This window comes from Streptomyces bacillaris (assembly GCF_003268675.1).
Lineage (GTDB): Bacteria > Actinomycetota > Actinomycetes > Streptomycetales > Streptomycetaceae > Streptomyces > Streptomyces bacillaris.
The window spans coordinates 2,214,874-2,231,888 of record NZ_CP029378.1; the positions used below are offsets into that span (position 1 = coordinate 2,214,874).

Here is a 17,015-nt window from a genome sequence, read left to right on the forward strand (position 1 = left end):
GCGGTTCCGGCCGAAATTGGGAGGACCGATGTCAGTGGTGAAACGTACAGTCGGTTCTGATGCCCGAAAAGCCTGCAGAGCACACGGACCGGTCCGCCGTGCGCTCCCTCCTGCGTCTGTGGCCCTATGTCCGCCCGGTACGGCTCCGCCTCTTCACCGCCGCTTTCGTGGCGGTCCTGGCGTCCTGTCTGTCGCTGGTGATCCCGCTGATCCTGAAGTGGATGGTGGACGGTCCGGTGGCCGACCGTGACCCGGGCGGGGTCTGGCTCGGGGCGCTGTATCTCCTGCTGCTCGGCATCGCGGAGGCCGTGCTGTTCGGGTTCCGGCGGTGGCTGGTGGCGCGTCCGCTGGCCGGGGTCGAGGCGTCGATGCGGGCGGACCTCTACCGCCGGCTGCAACGGCTGCCGGTGGCCTTCCACGACCGGTGGCCCTCGGGCCAGCTGCTGTCGCGCGGCACGACGGATCTGATGCTGCTGCGGATGTTCCTGGCGTTCCCGCTGACCTTCCTGGTCGTCAACTCCGCGACGATCCTGGTCGGTTTCGTGATCCTCTTCGCCCAGGACTGGTCGCTCGGCCTGGTGCTGCTGGCGCCCGTGGTGCCTCTGGTGATCCTGTGCTCGGTGTTCGAGACGAAGTACTCGCTGGTGGCGCGGAAGGCCCAGGACCAGACGGGCGATCTGACCACGGTGGTCGAGGAGAGCGTGCTCGGCATCCGGATCGTCAAGGGGTTCGGCCGCCACCGCAGCCAGGCCCAGGCGTTCAAGGCGCTGTCCCAGCGGCTGCGCTCCACGGAGCTGGGCAAGGCCCGGCTGCTCGCCGGGATCTGGGCGCTCATCACGACCATCCCGGAGCTGGCGATCGGGGCGGCGCTGGTGCTGGGCACGATCCAGGTGGCGGACGGTTCGCTGTCGGCGGGCACGCTGGTGGCCTTCCTCTCGACGGCGCTCGCGCTGCGGTGGCCGGTGGAGTCGATCGGCTTCCTGCTGGCGATGAGCCAGGAGGCGGCGACCGCGACCGACCGGTACTTCGAGGTGATGGACGCGGCGGAGGAGCAGGACACGGCGGGAGCCGCCCGCGCGGAGGCGTCCGCGGCTCCCGCCGGGCTGGTCTTCGAGGGCGTGGAGTTCCGCTACCCGGACGCGGAGCCGGGCTCCCCGCCGGTCCTGGCCCGGATCGACCTGGAGGTGCGGCCCGGCGAGACGATGGCCCTGGTGGGCGGTACGGGCTCCGGGAAGACGACGCTCACCGCCCTGGTCCCCCGGCTGCACGAGGTGACCGGCGGGCGGATCACGCTGGACGGCGAGGACATCGCCACGATGGAGCGGGCCAGGCTGCGGGAGCTGGTGTCGGTGGCGTTCGAGGAGCCGACGCTGTTCTCCGCGACGGTCGGCGAGAACGTGCGGATGGGCGCCGAGGACGCGGACGGGGAGCAGGTGCGGCGGGCGCTCTCGGTGGCCCAGGCCGACTTCGTGCACCGGCTGCCCAAGGGGCTGGACACGGAGGTCGGTGAGCAGGGCCTGAGCCTCTCCGGCGGCCAGCGCCAACGCCTCGCCCTGGCCCGTGCGGTGGTGGGCCAGCCGCGCTTCCTGGTGCTGGACGACCCGCTCTCGGCGCTCGACGTGCACACGGAGACTCTGGTGGAGGCGGCGCTGCGCCGGGTGCTGGAGGAGACCACGGCGGTGGTGGTGGCGCACCGCCCCTCGACGGTGATGCTGGCGGACCGGGTGGCGCTGCTGTCGGAGGGCCGGATCGCGGCGGTGGGCACGCACCAGGAGCTGCTGCGGTCGAACGCGGAGTACGCGTGGCTGATGTCGGGGGCGGAGCCGGGCGGGGGTGGTCCCGGGGCGGACCGGGGTGACGGGCCCCTGGCGCGCGGCGCCGGACCGGGCGGAGGTGGTCCCGTCCCCGCCGGCGAGGACCCCGGCACCACGGCCCCCGGCCCCGTAACGACCACCAAGGTCCCCGCCGAGGAGGGCACCCGATGACCACGACCACCGACGACGCCGGGCGCACCCCGCAGGCCGACGACGGCGAGGCCGGCCGAACAGGCACCACCGCCGCCACCGGGGGCGGCACCGGTGACGGCGGCCGCCCCGCGCTCGCCACCGCCGCCCCCGGTAGCGGCGCCGGTCCGGCCCCGGGCAAGGAGTCCCCGGAGTCCCCCGACCCCTTCGACCAGGACGACCTGCCCGCCCCGCCCGGCGCGACCCGGGCGCTCCTGTTCTCGCTGCTCCGCCCGATGCGCGGCAGGGTCGCCGTCGTCGCGCTGCTGCTGGTGCTCCAGCAGGCGGCCGTCCAGGCGGGCCCGCTGCTGGTGGCGTACGCGATCGACAGCGGCGTCCCGGCGTTCCGGGACCACGACTACGGGCCGCTGATCGCGGTGGCGGTCGGCTATCTGCTCTGCTCGGCGGGGGCCGGGGTGTTCCAGTACGCCTTCATCAGGGGCTCGGCCCGGATCAACCAGAACGCGCTGCTGGACCTGCGCGGCCGGATCTTCCGGCACGCCCAGGCACTGAGCGTGGACTTCCACGAGCGCTACACCTCGGGGCGGCTGATCTCCCGCTCCACCACGGACGTCGAGTCGCTCCAGGAGCTGCTGAGCGAGGGGCTCCAGGAGCTGATCGCGGTCGTCCTCTCCTTCGTGTCGATCGGGCTGATCCTGCTCTGGCTGGACCTCGCCATCGGCGGGGTGGCGGTGCTCTCCTTCGTACCGCTGTATCTGCTGGTGCGGCTCTACCGGCGGCGCGCGGCCCTGGTGTACGGGGCGAGGTCCACGGCCATCGCGTCGGTGATCGTGAAGTTCGCGGAGACCATGAACGGCATCCGCCCGGTGCGGGCGTTCCGCCGGGAGCGGGCCAACGACGCGGCGTTCGCCGTGCTCAACGGGGTGCACGAGCGGCGCAACGGCGACGCGCTGCTGGAGATGGCGCGCTATGTGGTCGGCTCCCGGCTGGTGGCGAACACGGCGGTGGCCGGGATGGTGCTGTGGGGCGCCTACCGGGTGGCCGACGGGACGCTGGCGCTCGGGGTGCTGGCGGCGGCGGTGCTGTATCTGCGGCGGCTGTACGACCCGATCGACCGGCTGGCGATGTTCCTCAACTCCTACCAGTCGGCGGCCGCCTCACTGGAGAAGATCGCGGGCCTGCTGGCCCAGACCCCGACCGTCCCGGACGCGGCGGAGCCGAAGGAACTGCCCGCCCGGAGCGGCGAACACCCGGGCCGGGAGGTCGTCTTCGACGGGGTGCGGTTCGCCTACCGTACGGGCGGGGAGGTGCTGCCCACGTTCGACCTGCGCATCCCGGCGGGCACCACGGTGGCGGTCGTCGGCTCCACGGGCGCGGGCAAGTCGACACTGGCCAAGCTGCTGGCCCGGTTCTACGACCCGACCGAGGGCCGGGTGCTGCTGGACGGGGTGGACCTGCGGGACCTGTCCACGGCCGAGCTGCGCAGGGGCGTGGTGATGGTGACGCAGGAGGCGTTCCTGTTCTCCGGGACGGTGGCGGAGAACATCGCCATCGGCCGCCCGGACGCCACCCGCGACGAGATCGAGCGGGCCGCGAAGGCGATCGGCGCGCACGACTTCATCGCCTCGCTGCCCGAGGGGTACGACACGGACGTACGGAAGCGGGGCGGCCGGATCTCGGCGGGCCAGCGCCAGTTGGTCGCCTTCGCCCGCGCCCTGCTGGCGGACCCGGCGGTCCTGATCCTGGACGAGGCGACCAGCTCCCTGGACATCCCGGGCGAGCGGGCGGTGCAGCACGCCATGGACACGGTGCTGCACGGCCGCACGGCCGTCGTGATCGCCCACCGCCTCTCCACGGTGGAGATCGCGGACCGGGTGCTGGTGATGGAGTCCGGCCGCATCGTCGAGGACGGGGTGCCCGCCGAACTGATCGGCGGCACGGGCCGGTTCGCGGGGCTGCACCGGACGTGGAAGGACAGCCTGGTCTGACCGGGGGTGCGCACAAGGGTGTGGCCCCCGTCCGGACTCTTCCGGGCGGGGGCCACAGCCATCAGGGCGTACGGGAGGGACCTCAGACGGCCGCGTCGGCCTTGCGGCGGCGGCCCAGGGCGAAGACGACACCGGCACCGGCGAGGATCGCCACGCCGCCGACGGCCGCGATGACCGGCAGGTCGGAGTCCGAACCGGTCTGGGCGAGGGTGCCCTCGGGCTTGATCGGGGTGTTGCCGACCGGCTTGGCCTTGACCGGCTTCTTGCCGCCCGTCTGGGGCTTGGCCTCGTTCGGCTTGCCCGCGTCCTTGCCTGCGGCGAGGACCTTGAACTCGTAGTACGCCTCGCCGTCGGGGAAGACGCAGTTGCCCTTGTCGTCGACGTAGACACCGGCGACGAAGACGAGCCCGAAGCTCGCGGGCGCCTTCTTGTCGACGCTCAGCCGCACGTCGATGGCGAAGGACTCCTTGGCGCGGATGCCGGTGTAGCCGATGTAACCGGCGGCGTCGTCGTCCTCGTCGAGGACGATGTCCGTCCAGACGCCCGTCTCGGGGTTCTTGAACTGGAGCGTGAGGTACTCGGTGGTCTCGTCCCAGGTGTCGGTGTCCGCCTGGGAGGCGAAGAGGCCGAGGTCGACGCGGTCGTAGACCTTGTCGCCCTTGTTCTCGACGTTCAGCTTGAAGGCGTGGAAGCCGCTGCCGGCGACGACCTTGGAGGGGAGACCGGAGAGCGAGGTGCGCAGGTTCTTGTCGGTCTTCGGCCGGTCGCTGTCGACGCAGGTGTCGGCGGGCGCGGTGGCGGACGGCGACGGGGCGGGCGCGGTGGCGGACGGCGACGGGGCACCCTCCTTCGGCTTCTCCTCCTCGTCCGAGGGCTTCTCCTTCTCCTCCTCGGCGGGCGGCTTCTCCTCGCCCTCCTCGGCGGCGGGCTTCTCCTTCTCCTGCTCCTCCTCGGGGGCGGGAGCGGGCGCCGGCTGCTCGGCCTCGGGGTCCGTCTTGGGCTCCTCCTGCGTGGCGGGGGTGCTCTCACCGGCCTCCGGGGTGGGGCCGGGGGTGGCGAACGCGGCCGGGGAGGAGAGGAGGGTGACCGGGGCGAGTACGGCGGTCGCTGCGGCGACGGCCAGGGCGCGGCGGATCTTCATACGTCGGGGTCCTCTGGAGAGTCTGGGTGCCGCCGGAGCGGCACGAAGGCTGGGAGGGCCGTCTTCCGGGTTCGGAGGTGGGGGGGGATACACGGGTCGGGCCACTGGGTCTGACCTGCGTCAGGGGTGGACGGTTGTACGCATCAGTGACCGGACCATGTGAGGTAGCACACAGCATGCACTCAGGAAGCGCACAGAATGCGCACATAGCGCCTCCGGCATCTCTCGTTTCCCCTCACCCCGGCAGCAGCCGCACCGCCGCGTCCCGCAGCCAGGTCCTTTCCGTGCTCATGAAGCGGTGCAGGGTGCGCGAGGCGAAGGCGGTCCGCTGGGCGCTGCGGCGGCGCTCGCGGTCGTAGGCGCGCAGCGCCGCTGCGAGGGCGGCGGGCCCCGGGGGTGCGGCGGCCACCGCCCGGGTGAGGGCGTCGGCGTCCAGGATCGCGGTGCAGGCCCCCTGGCCCAGGTTGGGCGTCATGGCGTGGGCCGCGTCGCCGACCAGCGCGACGGGGGCCGTGCGACCGTCGGCGGAGACGAAGGAGGGCAGGGCCGGGTGGAGGTGGCGCATCTCGTAGCGGATCCAGGTGGCCGGGTCGGTGGCGTCCAGGATGCGCGGGATCGGGTCGTGCCAGTCGGCGAAGGCGGCGCGCAACTCCTCCTCAGCGGCCGCCGAGGAGGCCGCGGGACCCGTGGAGCCCCCCGCGCCCCTCACCGGAACGGTCGCGTACCAGTTCGTCCGCCCCGGCTCCACCGGCGTCAGCCCGAAGAACCGGCCGCGCCCCCAGGTCTCGCCGTGGACCGGGCTCTCGAAGTCCGCGATGCCGATCCAGGCGACGGTGGAGACCGGGCGCGGCCCGCTCCGGGCGCCGAAGCGGGCGGTCCGTACGGCGCTGCGGATGCCGTCGGCGCCGACCACCAGGTCCTGCGTGGCGGCGAGCGCGGCCACATCGGAGACGGTCTCCCCCAGCTTCACCGGTACGTCCCCGAAGGCGTCCAGGGCCGCGAGCAGGGCGTCGAGCAAGTAGGGCCGGGAGATGAGGAGTTCGGGGCGGCCGGCCTTCCTCTCGATGCGCTCCAGCGGGAGGCGGGCGAGCGTCCTGCCGTCGGGGGTGCGGATGTGCGCGTCGCGGTAGGGGACCGCGTGGGCGCGCAGGGCGCCCCCGACGCCGAGGCGGTCGAGCGCCGACTGCGCGGTGGGGTGGATGCCGAACGCGGCGCCGTACCGCTCCGGTTCGGTGCGGCGCTCCAGCACGGTCACCGCCCACCCCGCCCGGCGCAGCCCGATCGCGGTCGCCAGGCCCGCGATGCCCGCGCCGACGACGGTCGCCGTTCCCGTTCCCTCGCGCTCGGTCATGCCGCACTCCCGGAGGCTCGTCAACCACTGGCACGCACCCTTACCACCACATCCGTGGTACCACGCCTGGGGTAACATCAGCAAGGGCAGCCCGGGGCCGGGGCTGACCCGGGAGGCAGCCCGGCACAACACCGGCAGGGCGCCACCCACCCCCGTACGCGACACCCCAGGAGCCCCCGTGAACCCCGAGCGGCGCGACCGTCTGCGCGACGCGGCCATCGCCGTCCTGGCGGCGGAGGGCGGGCGCGGCCTGACCCACCGGGCCGTGGACCGGGCGGCCGAGGTGCCGGACGGGACCACGAAGAACTACTTCCCGACCCGCGACGCCGTGCTGCGGGCCGTGGCCGAGCGCTGTCTGGAGCAGTACGCGGCACTCACCGCCCGGGCCGCCGCAGGCCCCGGACCGGCCGACCGCGAGGAGTTGGCCGCCCTCTTCCGCACGCTCCTGGAGAACGTCGCCGGACCCGGCCGCCCCCGCCTCCTCGCCTGTCTGGAGCTCCAGGCGGAGGCGGCCCGGCGCCCCTGGCTCTCCGCCCTCCTCGACCCGATGGCGAGCGGGGACTTCGCGGGGTTCGAGGCGGCGCAGCGGTCCGCCGGACTGCCCGTCACCCGACAGCGGGCCGCAGCCGTGACCCTGGCGCTGCACGCGGCGATCCCGCACCTGCTGGCGGACGGGCCCAAGACGCTGGCGGCGGCGGGGCTGGACGATCTCGACCGGTTCGTACGGGAACTGCTCGACGCGGTCTACCCGACGGACGCCACCGACTGACGCGGGGCCGACCCGCCACCTCCCGGACTCCCCGCTTCCGTCGGCGGGAACTGGCCAGAACCCGCCCCTGTCTCATCAGCTGGGCGGTAACCGCGTCCGGAGCCGCCGCGCGCATGCGCCCCCGCCGCACCGAACCTGTGACCGGCCTGTGAATACGGGCCTGTGCACACCCCCGCAACATCCTGGCAACGATCGGTGAAACGTCCGCTTAACGAACATGACCTTTCCGGCAACGGACGAATTCCGGCCAAGTTTTTGACGCGCTCCTGACAGACATACGGATCTGCTGACACTCTTCACCCCGTTCTGCGCACCGCCTGCACCGTCCCGGACGGCTCATCCAGCGCCGCCCGGCAACCCCCCTCGCAGAAGGAGTCCGCGTGAGATCCACGCCCAGCCGTCGCGCCACCGCGACCGGCGCTCTGATAGCCGCAGCAGCCATGATCGCCGTCGGACTGCAGTCCGGCGCCGCCACCGCCACCCCCGCCGCCGCTCCCACCCCGGCCGGCGGGATCACCGCCGGCAGCAAGGTGGACACCGGCTCGCTCCCCGCCGACCTCTCCCCCGCGCAGCGCGCCGCGCTCCTCAGCGAGGCCGACGCCACCAAGGCGGCCACCGCCAAGGAGCTGGGGCTCGGCGCCACGGAGAAGCTCGTCGTCCGTGATGTCGTCCAGGACCGGGACGGCACCACGCACACCCGCTACGAGCGCACCCTGAACGGGCTCCCCGTCCTCGGCGGCGACCTGGTGGTCCAGGAGACCCAGGCGGGCAAGACCCTGGGCGTCTCGAAGGCGTCCCAGGCGACCAGCGCGCAGCTGAAGGCCGTCGACCTCACCGCCGACGTGGCCCCGGCCACCGCCGAGAAGCAGGCGCTCGGCGCGGCGAAGACCGAGGGCTCGAAGGCGACGAAGCCGAGCGAGGCCCCGCGCAAGGTGGTCTGGCTGGGCAGCGGCTCCCCGAAGCTCGCCTACGAGACGGTGGTCGGCGGACTCCAGCACGACGGCACCCCCAACGAGCTGCACGTCGTCACCGACGCGGCCACGGGCGAGAAGCTGTACGAGTGGCAGGCCGTCCACAACGGGACCGGCAACACCCAGTACAGCGGCCAGGTGACGCTGGGCACGGCGCCCTCGTACACCCTGACCGACACCACGCGCGGCAACCACAAGACGTACAACCTCAACCGGGGCACCTCCGGCACCGGCACGCTCTTCACCAACTCCACGGACGTGTGGGGCAACGGCACCCCGCAGAACCTGGAGACGGCCGGTGCCGACGCCCACTACGGCGCCGCGCTCACCTGGGACTACTACAAGAACGTGCACGGCCGCAACGGCATCCGCGGTGACGGCGTCGGCGCGTACTCCCGGGTCCACTACGGCAACAACTACGTCAACGCGTTCTGGCAGGACAGCTGCTTCTGCATGACGTACGGCGACGGGGCGGGCAACGCCAAGCCGCTGACCTCCATCGACGTGGCCGCCCACGAGATGACCCACGGTCTGACCTCGGTCACCGCGCGCCTCGTCTACAGCGGTGAGTCCGGCGGCCTCAACGAGGCGACGTCCGACATCTTCGCCGCCGCCGTCGAGTTCCACGCCAACAACCCGCAGGACCCGGGCGACTACCTGGTCGGCGAGAAGATCGACATCCGCGGCAACGGCACCCCGCTGCGCTACATGGACAAGCCGAGCCGGGACGGCAGCTCCAAGGACTACTGGTACTCCGGCATCGGCAGCGTGGACGTCCACTACTCCTCGGGCCCGGCCAACCACTGGTACTACCTGCTCTCCGAGGGCAGCGGCGCCAAGACCATCAACGGTGTCAGCTACGACTCCCCGACCTCCGACGGACTGCCGGTCACCGGCATCGGCCGGGACAAGGCGTCGCTGATCTGGTTCAAGGCGCTCACCACCAAGTTCACCTCGTCGACCAACTACGCGGGCGCCCGCACCGGCACCCTCGCGGTCGCCAGTGAGCTGTACGGCGCCAACAGCCCCGAGTACGCGGCCGTGGCCCACGCCTGGGCCGGCGTCAACGTGGGCACCCGCCCCGGCGGCGGCGACCCCGACCCGGGCGGCAAGGTCTTCGAGAACAACACCGTGGTGAACATCCCGGACGCGGGCGCGGCCGTCACCAGCGCGGTCAACGTCACCGGCGTCGCGGGCAACGCCCCCAGCGCCCTCAAGGTGGACGTCAACATCAGCCACACCTACCGCGGTGACCTGGTCATCGACCTGGTGGCCCCGGACGGCGGCACCTTCCGGCTGAAGAACTCCTCCGCCTCGGACTCCGCGGACAACGTGGTGGCGACCTACACGGTCAACGCCTCGTCCAAGGTGGCCAACGGCGAGTGGAAGCTGAAGGTCCAGGACGTGTACCGCTCGGACACCGGCCGGATCAACAGCTTCAAGCTCACCTTCTGATCCACCACGCCACACCCTGGGCACCACCGCACCACCGCACCACCACATGACCGAACGGCCCGGCAGGGGTTCTGCTCCCCTGCCGGGCCGTTCGCCGTTCTCGCCGTACGGGCGCGGCTCAGCGCATCAGTACGCCCGCGCCCTCCCCCGTGGCCTCGTTCGGCACCGCCACCAGCCCCAACTCGGCGCCGGAGGCCAGCAGTTCGTGCGAGGGCAAGACGCGGACGGTGTAGCCGTACGGTCCCGTCCGGTCCAGGGCGAGCGGGCCCTCGTACAGCCAGCGGTCCTCCAGGTCATGGCCGCCCGCCGGCTTCAGCGGGAAGACCTGGGCGTCCGCGATGGCGTCGGCGGAGTCCACCCGGCCCGCGACGACCTGGACCTCCACGTCGTCCGGCTCCAGCCCGCCGAGCGCGATCCGTACCCGCAGGGACAAGGTCGCCCCCAGTTCGGCCGAGCCGCCCGCCACCGTGTCGGTGACCGACTCCACATGGTCGACGGAGACGTGTCGCCAGGCCGCCCGGACCTTCGCCTTCCACTCCGCGAGATCCCGCGCCACCGCCGGGCCCAGAGCCCGCCGGGAGAGCGCGGCGGGGGCGTAGAGCCGCTCCACGTACTCGCGCACCATCCGCCCCGCGAGCACCTTCGGCCCGAGGTTGACCAGGGTCGAGCGGACCATCTCGATCCACCGGTCCGGCAGCCCCTCCGCGCCCCGGTCGTAGAAGCGCGGGGCGACCCGGTCCTCGATCAGGGCGTACAGGGCGTTGGACTCCAGCTCGTCGCGCCGGTCCTCGTCGACAGCGGAGCCGTCGGCGGTGGGGATCTCCCAGCCGAAGTCCGGGTCGAACCACTCGTCCCACCAGCCGTCGCGCACCGAGAGGTTGAGGCAGCCGTTGAGCGCGGCCTTCATCCCGCTGGTGCCGCACGCCTCCAGCGGGCGCAGCGGGTTGTTGAGCCAGACGTCGCAGCCCGGGTAGAGCTTCTGCGCCATGCCCATGCCGTAGTCCGGCAGGAAGACGATGCGGTGGCGTACGCGCGGGTCGTCCGCGAACCGCACCAGCTCCTGGACCAGCCGCTTGCCGCCGTCGTCGGCGGGGTGCGCCTTGCCGGCGACGACGATCTGGATCGGGTGCGTGGGGTGGAGCAGCAGTTCCCGCAGCCGGTCGCGGTCGCGCAGCATCAGCGTCAGACGCTTGTACGAGGGGACGCGGCGGGCGAAGCCGATGGTCAGGATCTCCGGGTCGAGGACGTCGTCGATCCAGCCCAGCTCGGCGGTGCCCGCGCCGCGCCTGCGCCAGGAGGCGTAGAGGCGGCGGCGGACCTCGGTGACCAGCTGTCCGCGCAGCTCGCGGCGGAGCTCCCAGATCTCCCGGTCCCCGATGCCGCCCACCGCGTCCCAGCGGCGCGGGGTGCCGGGCTGCCGCTCGGCGCCGCCGTCCGCCACCGGTCCGCCCGCCAGCACCTGGTGGGCGCGGCCGGTGCCGATCTGTCCGGCGCCGAGGCGGAAGACCTCGGGCGCGACCCAGGTGGGGGCGTGGACCCCGTTGGTGATGGAGGTGATCGGCACGTCCGCCGGGTCGAACCCCGGCCAGAGCCCGGAGAACATCTCCCGGCTGACCGCCCCGTGGAGGGTGGAGACCCCGTTGGCGCGCTGGGCGAGGCGCAGCCCCATGACCGCCATGTTGAACAGCTCGGGCGCCCCGCCGGGGTAGGCCTCGCGGCCCAGCGGCAGGATCTTCTCCACGGGGACGCCGGGCAGCTCGCCGTCGTCGCCGAAGTGGCGGGCGATCAGCTGCCGGTCGAAACGGTCTATCCCGGCGGGCACCGGGGTGTGGGTGGTGAAGACGGTCCCGGCCCGGACCACTTCGAGCGCGGCCTCGAAGTCGAGCCCGTCGGCGGCCAGTTCGCGGATGCGCTCCAGGCCGAGGAAGCCGGCGTGGCCCTCGTTGGTGTGGAACACCTCCGGCTCCGGGCTCCGGGTGAGCCGGCACCAGGTGCGCACGGCACGCACCCCGCCGATGCCGAGCAGCATCTCCTGGAGGAGGCGGTGGTCGCTGCCGCCGCCGTAGAGCCGGTCGGTGACATCGCGTTCGCCCGGGGCGTTCTCCTCGACGTCGGAGTCGAGCAGGAGGAGCGGGACGCGGCCGACCCGGGCCAGCCAGATGCAGGCGTACAGCGAGCGGCCGCCGGGCAGGGCGAGCACCACCCGGGCGGGGGTGCCGTCGGCCTCGCGGACCAGGTCGAGCGGGAGTTCGTTGGGGTCGAGGACCGGATAGTGCTCCTGCTGCCAGCCCTCGCGGGAGAGGCTCTGGCGGAAGTAGCCGTGCCGGTAGAGCAGGCCGACGCCGATGAGCGGGACGCCCAGGTCGCTGGCGGCCTTGAGGTGGTCACCGGCGAGGATGCCGAGGCCGCCGCTGTACTGCGGCAGGGCGGCGGTGACACCGAATTCAGGGGAGAAGTAGGCGATGGCGGAGGGGAGTTCGGCTCCGGCCGCCTGCTGTTCCTGGTACCAGCGGGGGCCGTCGAGATAGTCCTTCAGGTCGGCGGAGGCCTCGGCCAGGCGGCCCAGGTACTCCTCGTCCCGGCCCAGTTCGGCCAGGCGCCCCGCGGTCAGGGAGCCGAGCAGCCGTACGGGGTCGGCGTCCGCGGGCCGCCACCCCTCGGGGTCGGCGGACCGGAACAGCTCGCGGGTCTCGGTGTGCCACGACCAGCGCAGGTTGCGCGCGAGGTCGTGGAGGGGTCGGAGGGGTTCGGGGAGGACAGGACGCACGGTGAATCGACGAATGGCCTTCACGTACTCCACCTTTACAGGGGACTTGCGCATCCGAGGGGACGCACGACGGTGTGCGCCCTTCCGTCACCCTCGACGGTAGCGGCCGTCCGTGGCCCGGGGCCACGGCGCGCGGACGGCTCACCGGGGTCGGGCACGGCCCGCGCGCGCCGCCCCACAGGAACCACACCCGCACCGCCCGCCCTCTCCCACCCCACCCTTCACCTGCGGGTTTGGCCGATTTCCTTCCCGTACGCAGCCTTGTGGACCTTCCTGTCACAGGGAAGGCTGCCGTGTGGCGCCGCAGAGCGGGTATCCGGAACCTGTGAGGGCGCCGCGGGCTTCGTACGCCCACCGGGGCGCACGCGCCGGGCGCGACCGGACCGGACCGGGGCGCGACCGGGGCACGACCGGCCGGTTACGACCGAGTAGTTAACACAGCGCCGGATTTCCCGTGAACACGTGCGGGGAAGGCTTTCCGCGTACTTCCCGGTACGCAGTCGGACCCGGCCCGCACGCCCTCCCGATGCAGTCGAAACATGCGTGAAACACCCGCGACCCACCCATTCGAGTGCCATTCGAGTGAACGCGGACAGGAGCGGCCATGCCCACAGCCCGTCAGCAGAGAGCCGAGCAGCTACAAAGGACAGATCCCCATCATCGCGGCACGCGCGGTCGGTCCTCCGCTTCCGTGCCGTCACCCGTGCACACCGAGCTCCTCCAGCCCCCAGGTGATTCCATGATCGGTCGAATTCCCGTCCTCGACGTCCGTCCCCTCGTCGACTGCGGCAGACGGGCGGCCAAGGCCGTCGTCGGTGAGACCTTCGAGGTCACCGCCACCGTCTTCCGCGAAGGCCATGACGCGGTGGCGGCCAACGTCGTGCTGCGCGATCCGAGCGGACGGGTGGGACCGTGGACCCCGATGCGCGAGCTGGCCCCGGGCACGGACCGGTGGGGCGCGGAGGTGACGCCGACCGCCGAGGGGCGGTGGACGTACACGGTGGAGGCCTGGAGCGATCCGGTCACCACCTGGCGCCACCACGCGGCGATCAAGATCCCGGCGGGCATCGACACCGATCTGGTGCTGGCGGAGGGCGCGGCCCTGCTGGAGCGGGCCGCCGCCGGGGTGCCGAAGAAGAACGGCCGGGAGGCGGTGCTCGCCGCGGTGGACGCGCTGCGCGACACCGCGCACGCCCCGGCCGCCCGGCTGGCCGCCGCCTGGACCCCGGCCGCCGAGGCCGTGCTCGCCCGCCATCCGCTGCGCGAACTGGTCACCCGCTCCAAGCCGCTGGCGGTGCGCGTGGAGCGCGAGCGGGCGCTGTACGGGTCGTGGTACGAGTTGTTCCCGCGCTCGGAGGGCGCGAAGCGGGTGCCGGTCGATCCCTCCGACACCTCGCCGGACGCGCCGACCCGGCTGGTGAGCGGCACCTTCCGTACGGCGGCCGAGCGGCTGCCCGCGGTCGCCGCCATGGGGTTCGATGTCGTGTACCTGCCCCCGATCCACCCGATCGGGACCACCCACCGCAAGGGACCCGACAACACCCTCACGGCCGGTGAGCACGATCCGGGCGTGCCGTGGGCGATCGGTTCGCCGGACGGCGGGCACGACGCGGTCCACCCGGAGCTGGGGACCTTGGCGGACTTCGACCACTTCGTGGAGGTGGCCCGCAATCTGCGGATGGAGATCGCGCTCGACTTCGCGCTCCAGTGCTCGCCGGACCACCCGTGGGTGAAGGACCACCCGGACTGGTTCCACCACCGCCCCGACGGCTCGATCGCGTACGCCGAGAACCCGCCGAAGAAGTACCAGGACATCTATCCGATCGCCTTCGACCAGGACATGCGCGGTCTGGTGGCGGAGACCGTACGGATCCTGCGCTTCTGGATGGACCACGGCGTACGTATCTTCCGCGTCGACAACCCGCACACCAAGCCCGTGGTGTTCTGGGAGAAGGTCATCGCGGAGATCAACGGCACCGACCCCGATGTCATCTTCCTGGCCGAGGCGTTCACCCGCCCGGCGATGATGCACACCCTGGGCGCGGTCGGGTTCCAGCAGTCGTACACGTACTTCACCTGGCGGAACACCAAGCAGGAGCTGACGGAGTACGTCACGGAGCTGGCGGGCGAGGCCGCCTCCTACATGCGGCCCAACTTCTTCGTGAACACCCCGGACATCCTGCCGGGATACCTCCAGCACGGCGGCCGCCCGGCCTTCGAGGCGCGGGCCGTGCTCGCCGCGACCCTCGCCCCGAGCTGGGGCGTGTACGCGGGGTTCGAGCTGTGCGAGAACACCCCGGCCAAGCCGGGGAGTGAGGAGTACCTGCACTCGGAGAAGTACGAACTGCGCCCGAGGGACTGGGAGTCGGCCGAGCGCGAGGGCCGCACGCTGACCCCCCTGATCACCTCGCTCAACCGGATCCGACGCCACAACCCCGCGCTCCAGCAGCTGCGTGACGTCCACTTCCACCACGTCGACAACGAGTCGCTGCTCGTCTACAGCAAGCGCTCGGGGTCGAACACCGTTCTGGTGGTCGTGAACCTCGACCCTCACCACACCCAGGAGGCCACGGTCTCGTTGGACATGGAGCGGCTCGGCCTCGAAGGGCACGAGCGCGTACCGGTGCGCGATCAGCTCACCGGCGACACCTATCACTGGGGCAGGACCTTCTATGTGCGCCTAGAGCCGGGCATCACGCCCGCGCACATCGCCGTCCTGCGACCGTCCCCGCCGACCGGAGGGTCACCCACACCATGATCGTCAATGAGCCTGTCCACGACACGTTCGAGGACACTCCCGCCAAGGACCGTGATCCCGACTGGTTCAAGCGAGCCGTCTTCTACGAGGTGCTCGTCCGGTCCTTCCAGGACTCCAACGGCGACGGAATCGGCGACCTCAAGGGCATCACCGCCAAGCTGGACTATCTCCAGTGGCTCGGTGTCGACTGCCTCTGGCTGCCGCCGTTCTTCAAGTCCCCGCTGCGCGACGGCGGTTACGACGTCTCCGACTACACCGCGGTCCTGCCGGAGTTCGGTGACCTCGCCGACTTCGTCGAGTTCGTGGACGCCGCCCACCAGCGCGGCATGCGCGTCATCATCGACTTCGTCATGAACCACACGAGCGACCAGCACGAGTGGTTCCAGCAGTCCCGTACGGACCCGGACGGTCCGTACGGCGACTACTACGTCTGGGCGGACGACGACAAACAGTTCCAGGACGCCCGGATCATCTTCGTCGACACCGAGACGTCGAACTGGACCTTCGACCCGGTGCGCAAGCAGTACTACTGGCACCGCTTCTTCTCCCACCAGCCGGACCTCAACTACGAGAACCCGGCGGTCCAGGAGGAGATCCTGGCGGCCCTCCGCTTCTGGCTGGACCTGGGCATCGACGGCTTCCGGGTCGACGCGGTGCCCTACCTCTACCAGCGCGAGGGCACCAACTGCGAGAACCTCCCCGAGACCCACCACTTCCTCAAGCGGGTCCGCAAGGAGATCGACGCCAACTACCCGGACACCGTGCTCCTCGCCGAGGCCAACCAGTGGCCCGAGGACGTCGTCGACTACTTCGGCGACTACGAGGCGGGCGGCGACGAGTGCCACATGGCGTTCCACTTCCCCGTCATGCCGCGCATCTTCATGGCGGTGCGCCGCGAGAGCCGCTACCCGGTCTCCGAAATCCTCGCCAAGACCCCGGCGATCCCGAAGAACTGCCAGTGGGGCATCTTCCTCCGCAACCACGACGAGCTGACCCTCGAAATGGTCACGGACGAAGAGCGCGACTACATGTACGCGGAGTACGCCAAGGACCCGCGGATGCGCGCCAACATCGGCATCCGCCGGCGCCTGGCCCCGCTGCTGGACAACGACCGCAACCAGATCGAGCTGTTCACCGCTCTGCTGCTGTCGCTGCCCGGCTCCCCGATCCTCTACTACGGGGACGAGATCGGGATGGGCGACAACATCTGGCTGGGCGACCGGGACGCGGTCCGCACCCCGATGCAGTGGACGCCCGACCGCAACGCCGGGTTCTCCTCCAGCGATCCGGGGCGGCTCTACCTCCCCACGATCATGGACCCGGTCTACGGCTACCAGGTCACCAATGTGGAGGCGTCGATGGCGTCGCCCTCCTCGCTGCTGCACTGGACCCGCCGGATGATCGAGATCCGCAAGCAGAACCCGGCCTTCGGGCTGGGCGAGTACACCGAACTGCCCTCGTCCAACCCGGCGGTGCTGGCGTTCACCCGTGAGTACAAGGACGACCTGGTCCTGTGCGTGCACAACTTCTCGCGGTTCGCCCAGCCCACCGAGCTGGACCTGCGGTCGTTCAACGGACGCCATCCGGTGGAGCTGATCGGCGGGGTGCGCTTCCCGGCCATCGGCCAGTGGCCCTACCTGCTGACCCTGGCGGGACACGGCTTCTACTGGTTCCGGCTGCGCAAGGACGCGCCGCCGGCCTGATGGACGGCCGCGTCGGCCCGACGGTGGCCGACGGCTCGTGCGGGGCGGTTTCCCCCGTCCCGCACGGGGCACTCTGACCGAAACGAAAGGCCTTGGGCCTTCACGGTTCCGCCGCCTTCGGCCTTTCCCGGTTCCGCCGTTCGAGTCC

9 protein-coding genes are annotated in these 17,015 nt (G+C 71.8%); 6 read left to right on the top strand and 3 right to left on the bottom strand.

Annotation, left to right across the window (positions count from 1 at the left end; all coding sequences use genetic code 11):
* Positions 1–59: 59 nt before the first annotated feature.
* Together DJ476_RS08965 and DJ476_RS08970 are read left to right on the top strand one after the other, a co-directional pair.
* A complete protein-coding gene (locus DJ476_RS08965) occupies positions 60–1,985 on the top strand; it encodes an ABC transporter ATP-binding protein (protein ID WP_318294489.1) in 1,926 nt (641 codons plus the stop codon).
* Positions 1,982–3,952: an ABC transporter ATP-binding protein gene (locus DJ476_RS08970; RefSeq protein ID WP_112490256.1), complete on the top strand. Its 1,971-nt coding sequence runs from the start codon at positions 1,982–1,984 to the stop codon at positions 3,950–3,952. The genes DJ476_RS08965 and DJ476_RS08970 overlap by 4 nt, the downstream gene beginning before the upstream one ends.
* A gap of 82 nt (positions 3,953–4,034) precedes the next feature.
* Here DJ476_RS08970 and DJ476_RS35110 read toward each other — a convergent pair whose 3' ends face one another.
* Together DJ476_RS35110 and DJ476_RS08980 are read right to left on the bottom strand one after the other, a co-directional pair.
* Entirely contained in the window at positions 4,035–5,093 is a 1,059-nt protein-coding gene (locus tag DJ476_RS35110; protein ID WP_103417353.1) for an LPXTG cell wall anchor domain-containing protein, read from the bottom strand.
* A 235-nt stretch (positions 5,094–5,328) separates the two neighbouring features.
* Positions 5,329–6,444 (bottom strand): FAD-dependent oxidoreductase, encoded by a 1,116-nt coding sequence (locus DJ476_RS08980; protein WP_112490257.1) that lies wholly within the window; start codon positions 6,442–6,444, stop codon positions 5,329–5,331.
* A gap of 178 nt (positions 6,445–6,622) precedes the next feature.
* Between DJ476_RS08980 and DJ476_RS08985 the strand changes: the two genes are divergently transcribed.
* Together DJ476_RS08985 and DJ476_RS08990 are read left to right on the top strand one after the other, a co-directional pair.
* Entirely contained in the window at positions 6,623–7,213 is a 591-nt protein-coding gene (locus tag DJ476_RS08985) for a TetR/AcrR family transcriptional regulator (protein WP_103417355.1), read from the top strand.
* Positions 7,214–7,593: 380 nt separating this feature from the next.
* Complete coding sequence (locus tag DJ476_RS08990; protein ID WP_112490258.1) at positions 7,594–9,639, top strand: M4 family metallopeptidase; 2,046 nt, start codon at positions 7,594–7,596, stop codon at positions 9,637–9,639.
* A gap of 118 nt (positions 9,640–9,757) precedes the next feature.
* On the opposite strand, the gene glgP is transcribed toward DJ476_RS08990, so the two are convergent.
* On the bottom strand, positions 9,758–12,430 hold the full coding sequence (glgP, locus tag DJ476_RS08995) for an alpha-glucan family phosphorylase (protein ID WP_112492473.1): 2,673 nt from the start codon (positions 12,428–12,430) through the stop codon (positions 9,758–9,760).
* Positions 12,431–13,145: 715 nt separating this feature from the next.
* Between glgP and DJ476_RS09000 the strand changes: the two genes are divergently transcribed.
* Together DJ476_RS09000 and treS are read left to right on the top strand one after the other, a co-directional pair.
* Entirely contained in the window at positions 13,146–15,164 is a 2,019-nt protein-coding gene (locus DJ476_RS09000; RefSeq protein WP_103417357.1) for an alpha-1,4-glucan--maltose-1-phosphate maltosyltransferase, read from the top strand.
* Entirely contained in the window at positions 15,161–16,867 is a 1,707-nt protein-coding gene (gene treS, locus DJ476_RS09005; RefSeq protein WP_018492249.1) for a maltose alpha-D-glucosyltransferase, read from the top strand. Before DJ476_RS09000 ends, treS begins: the two co-directional genes overlap by 4 nt.
* Positions 16,868–17,015 lie beyond the last annotated feature (148 nt).

Coding starts and splice junctions, on each gene's coding strand:
- DJ476_RS08970 (WP_112490256.1), top strand. CDS start 1,982: ATGACCACGACCACCGACGACGCCGGGCGCACCCCGCAGGCCGACGAC.
- DJ476_RS08965 (WP_318294489.1), top strand. CDS start 60: ATGCCCGAAAAGCCTGCAGAGCACACGGACCGGTCCGCCGTGCGCTCC.
- DJ476_RS09000 (WP_103417357.1), top strand. CDS start 13,146: ATGATCGGTCGAATTCCCGTCCTCGACGTCCGTCCCCTCGTCGACTGC.
- treS (WP_018492249.1), top strand. CDS start 15,161: ATGATCGTCAATGAGCCTGTCCACGACACGTTCGAGGACACTCCCGCC.
- DJ476_RS35110 (WP_103417353.1), bottom strand. CDS start 5,093: ATGAAGATCCGCCGCGCCCTGGCCGTCGCCGCAGCGACCGCCGTACTC.
- DJ476_RS08980 (WP_112490257.1), bottom strand. CDS start 6,444: ATGACCGAGCGCGAGGGAACGGGAACGGCGACCGTCGTCGGCGCGGGC.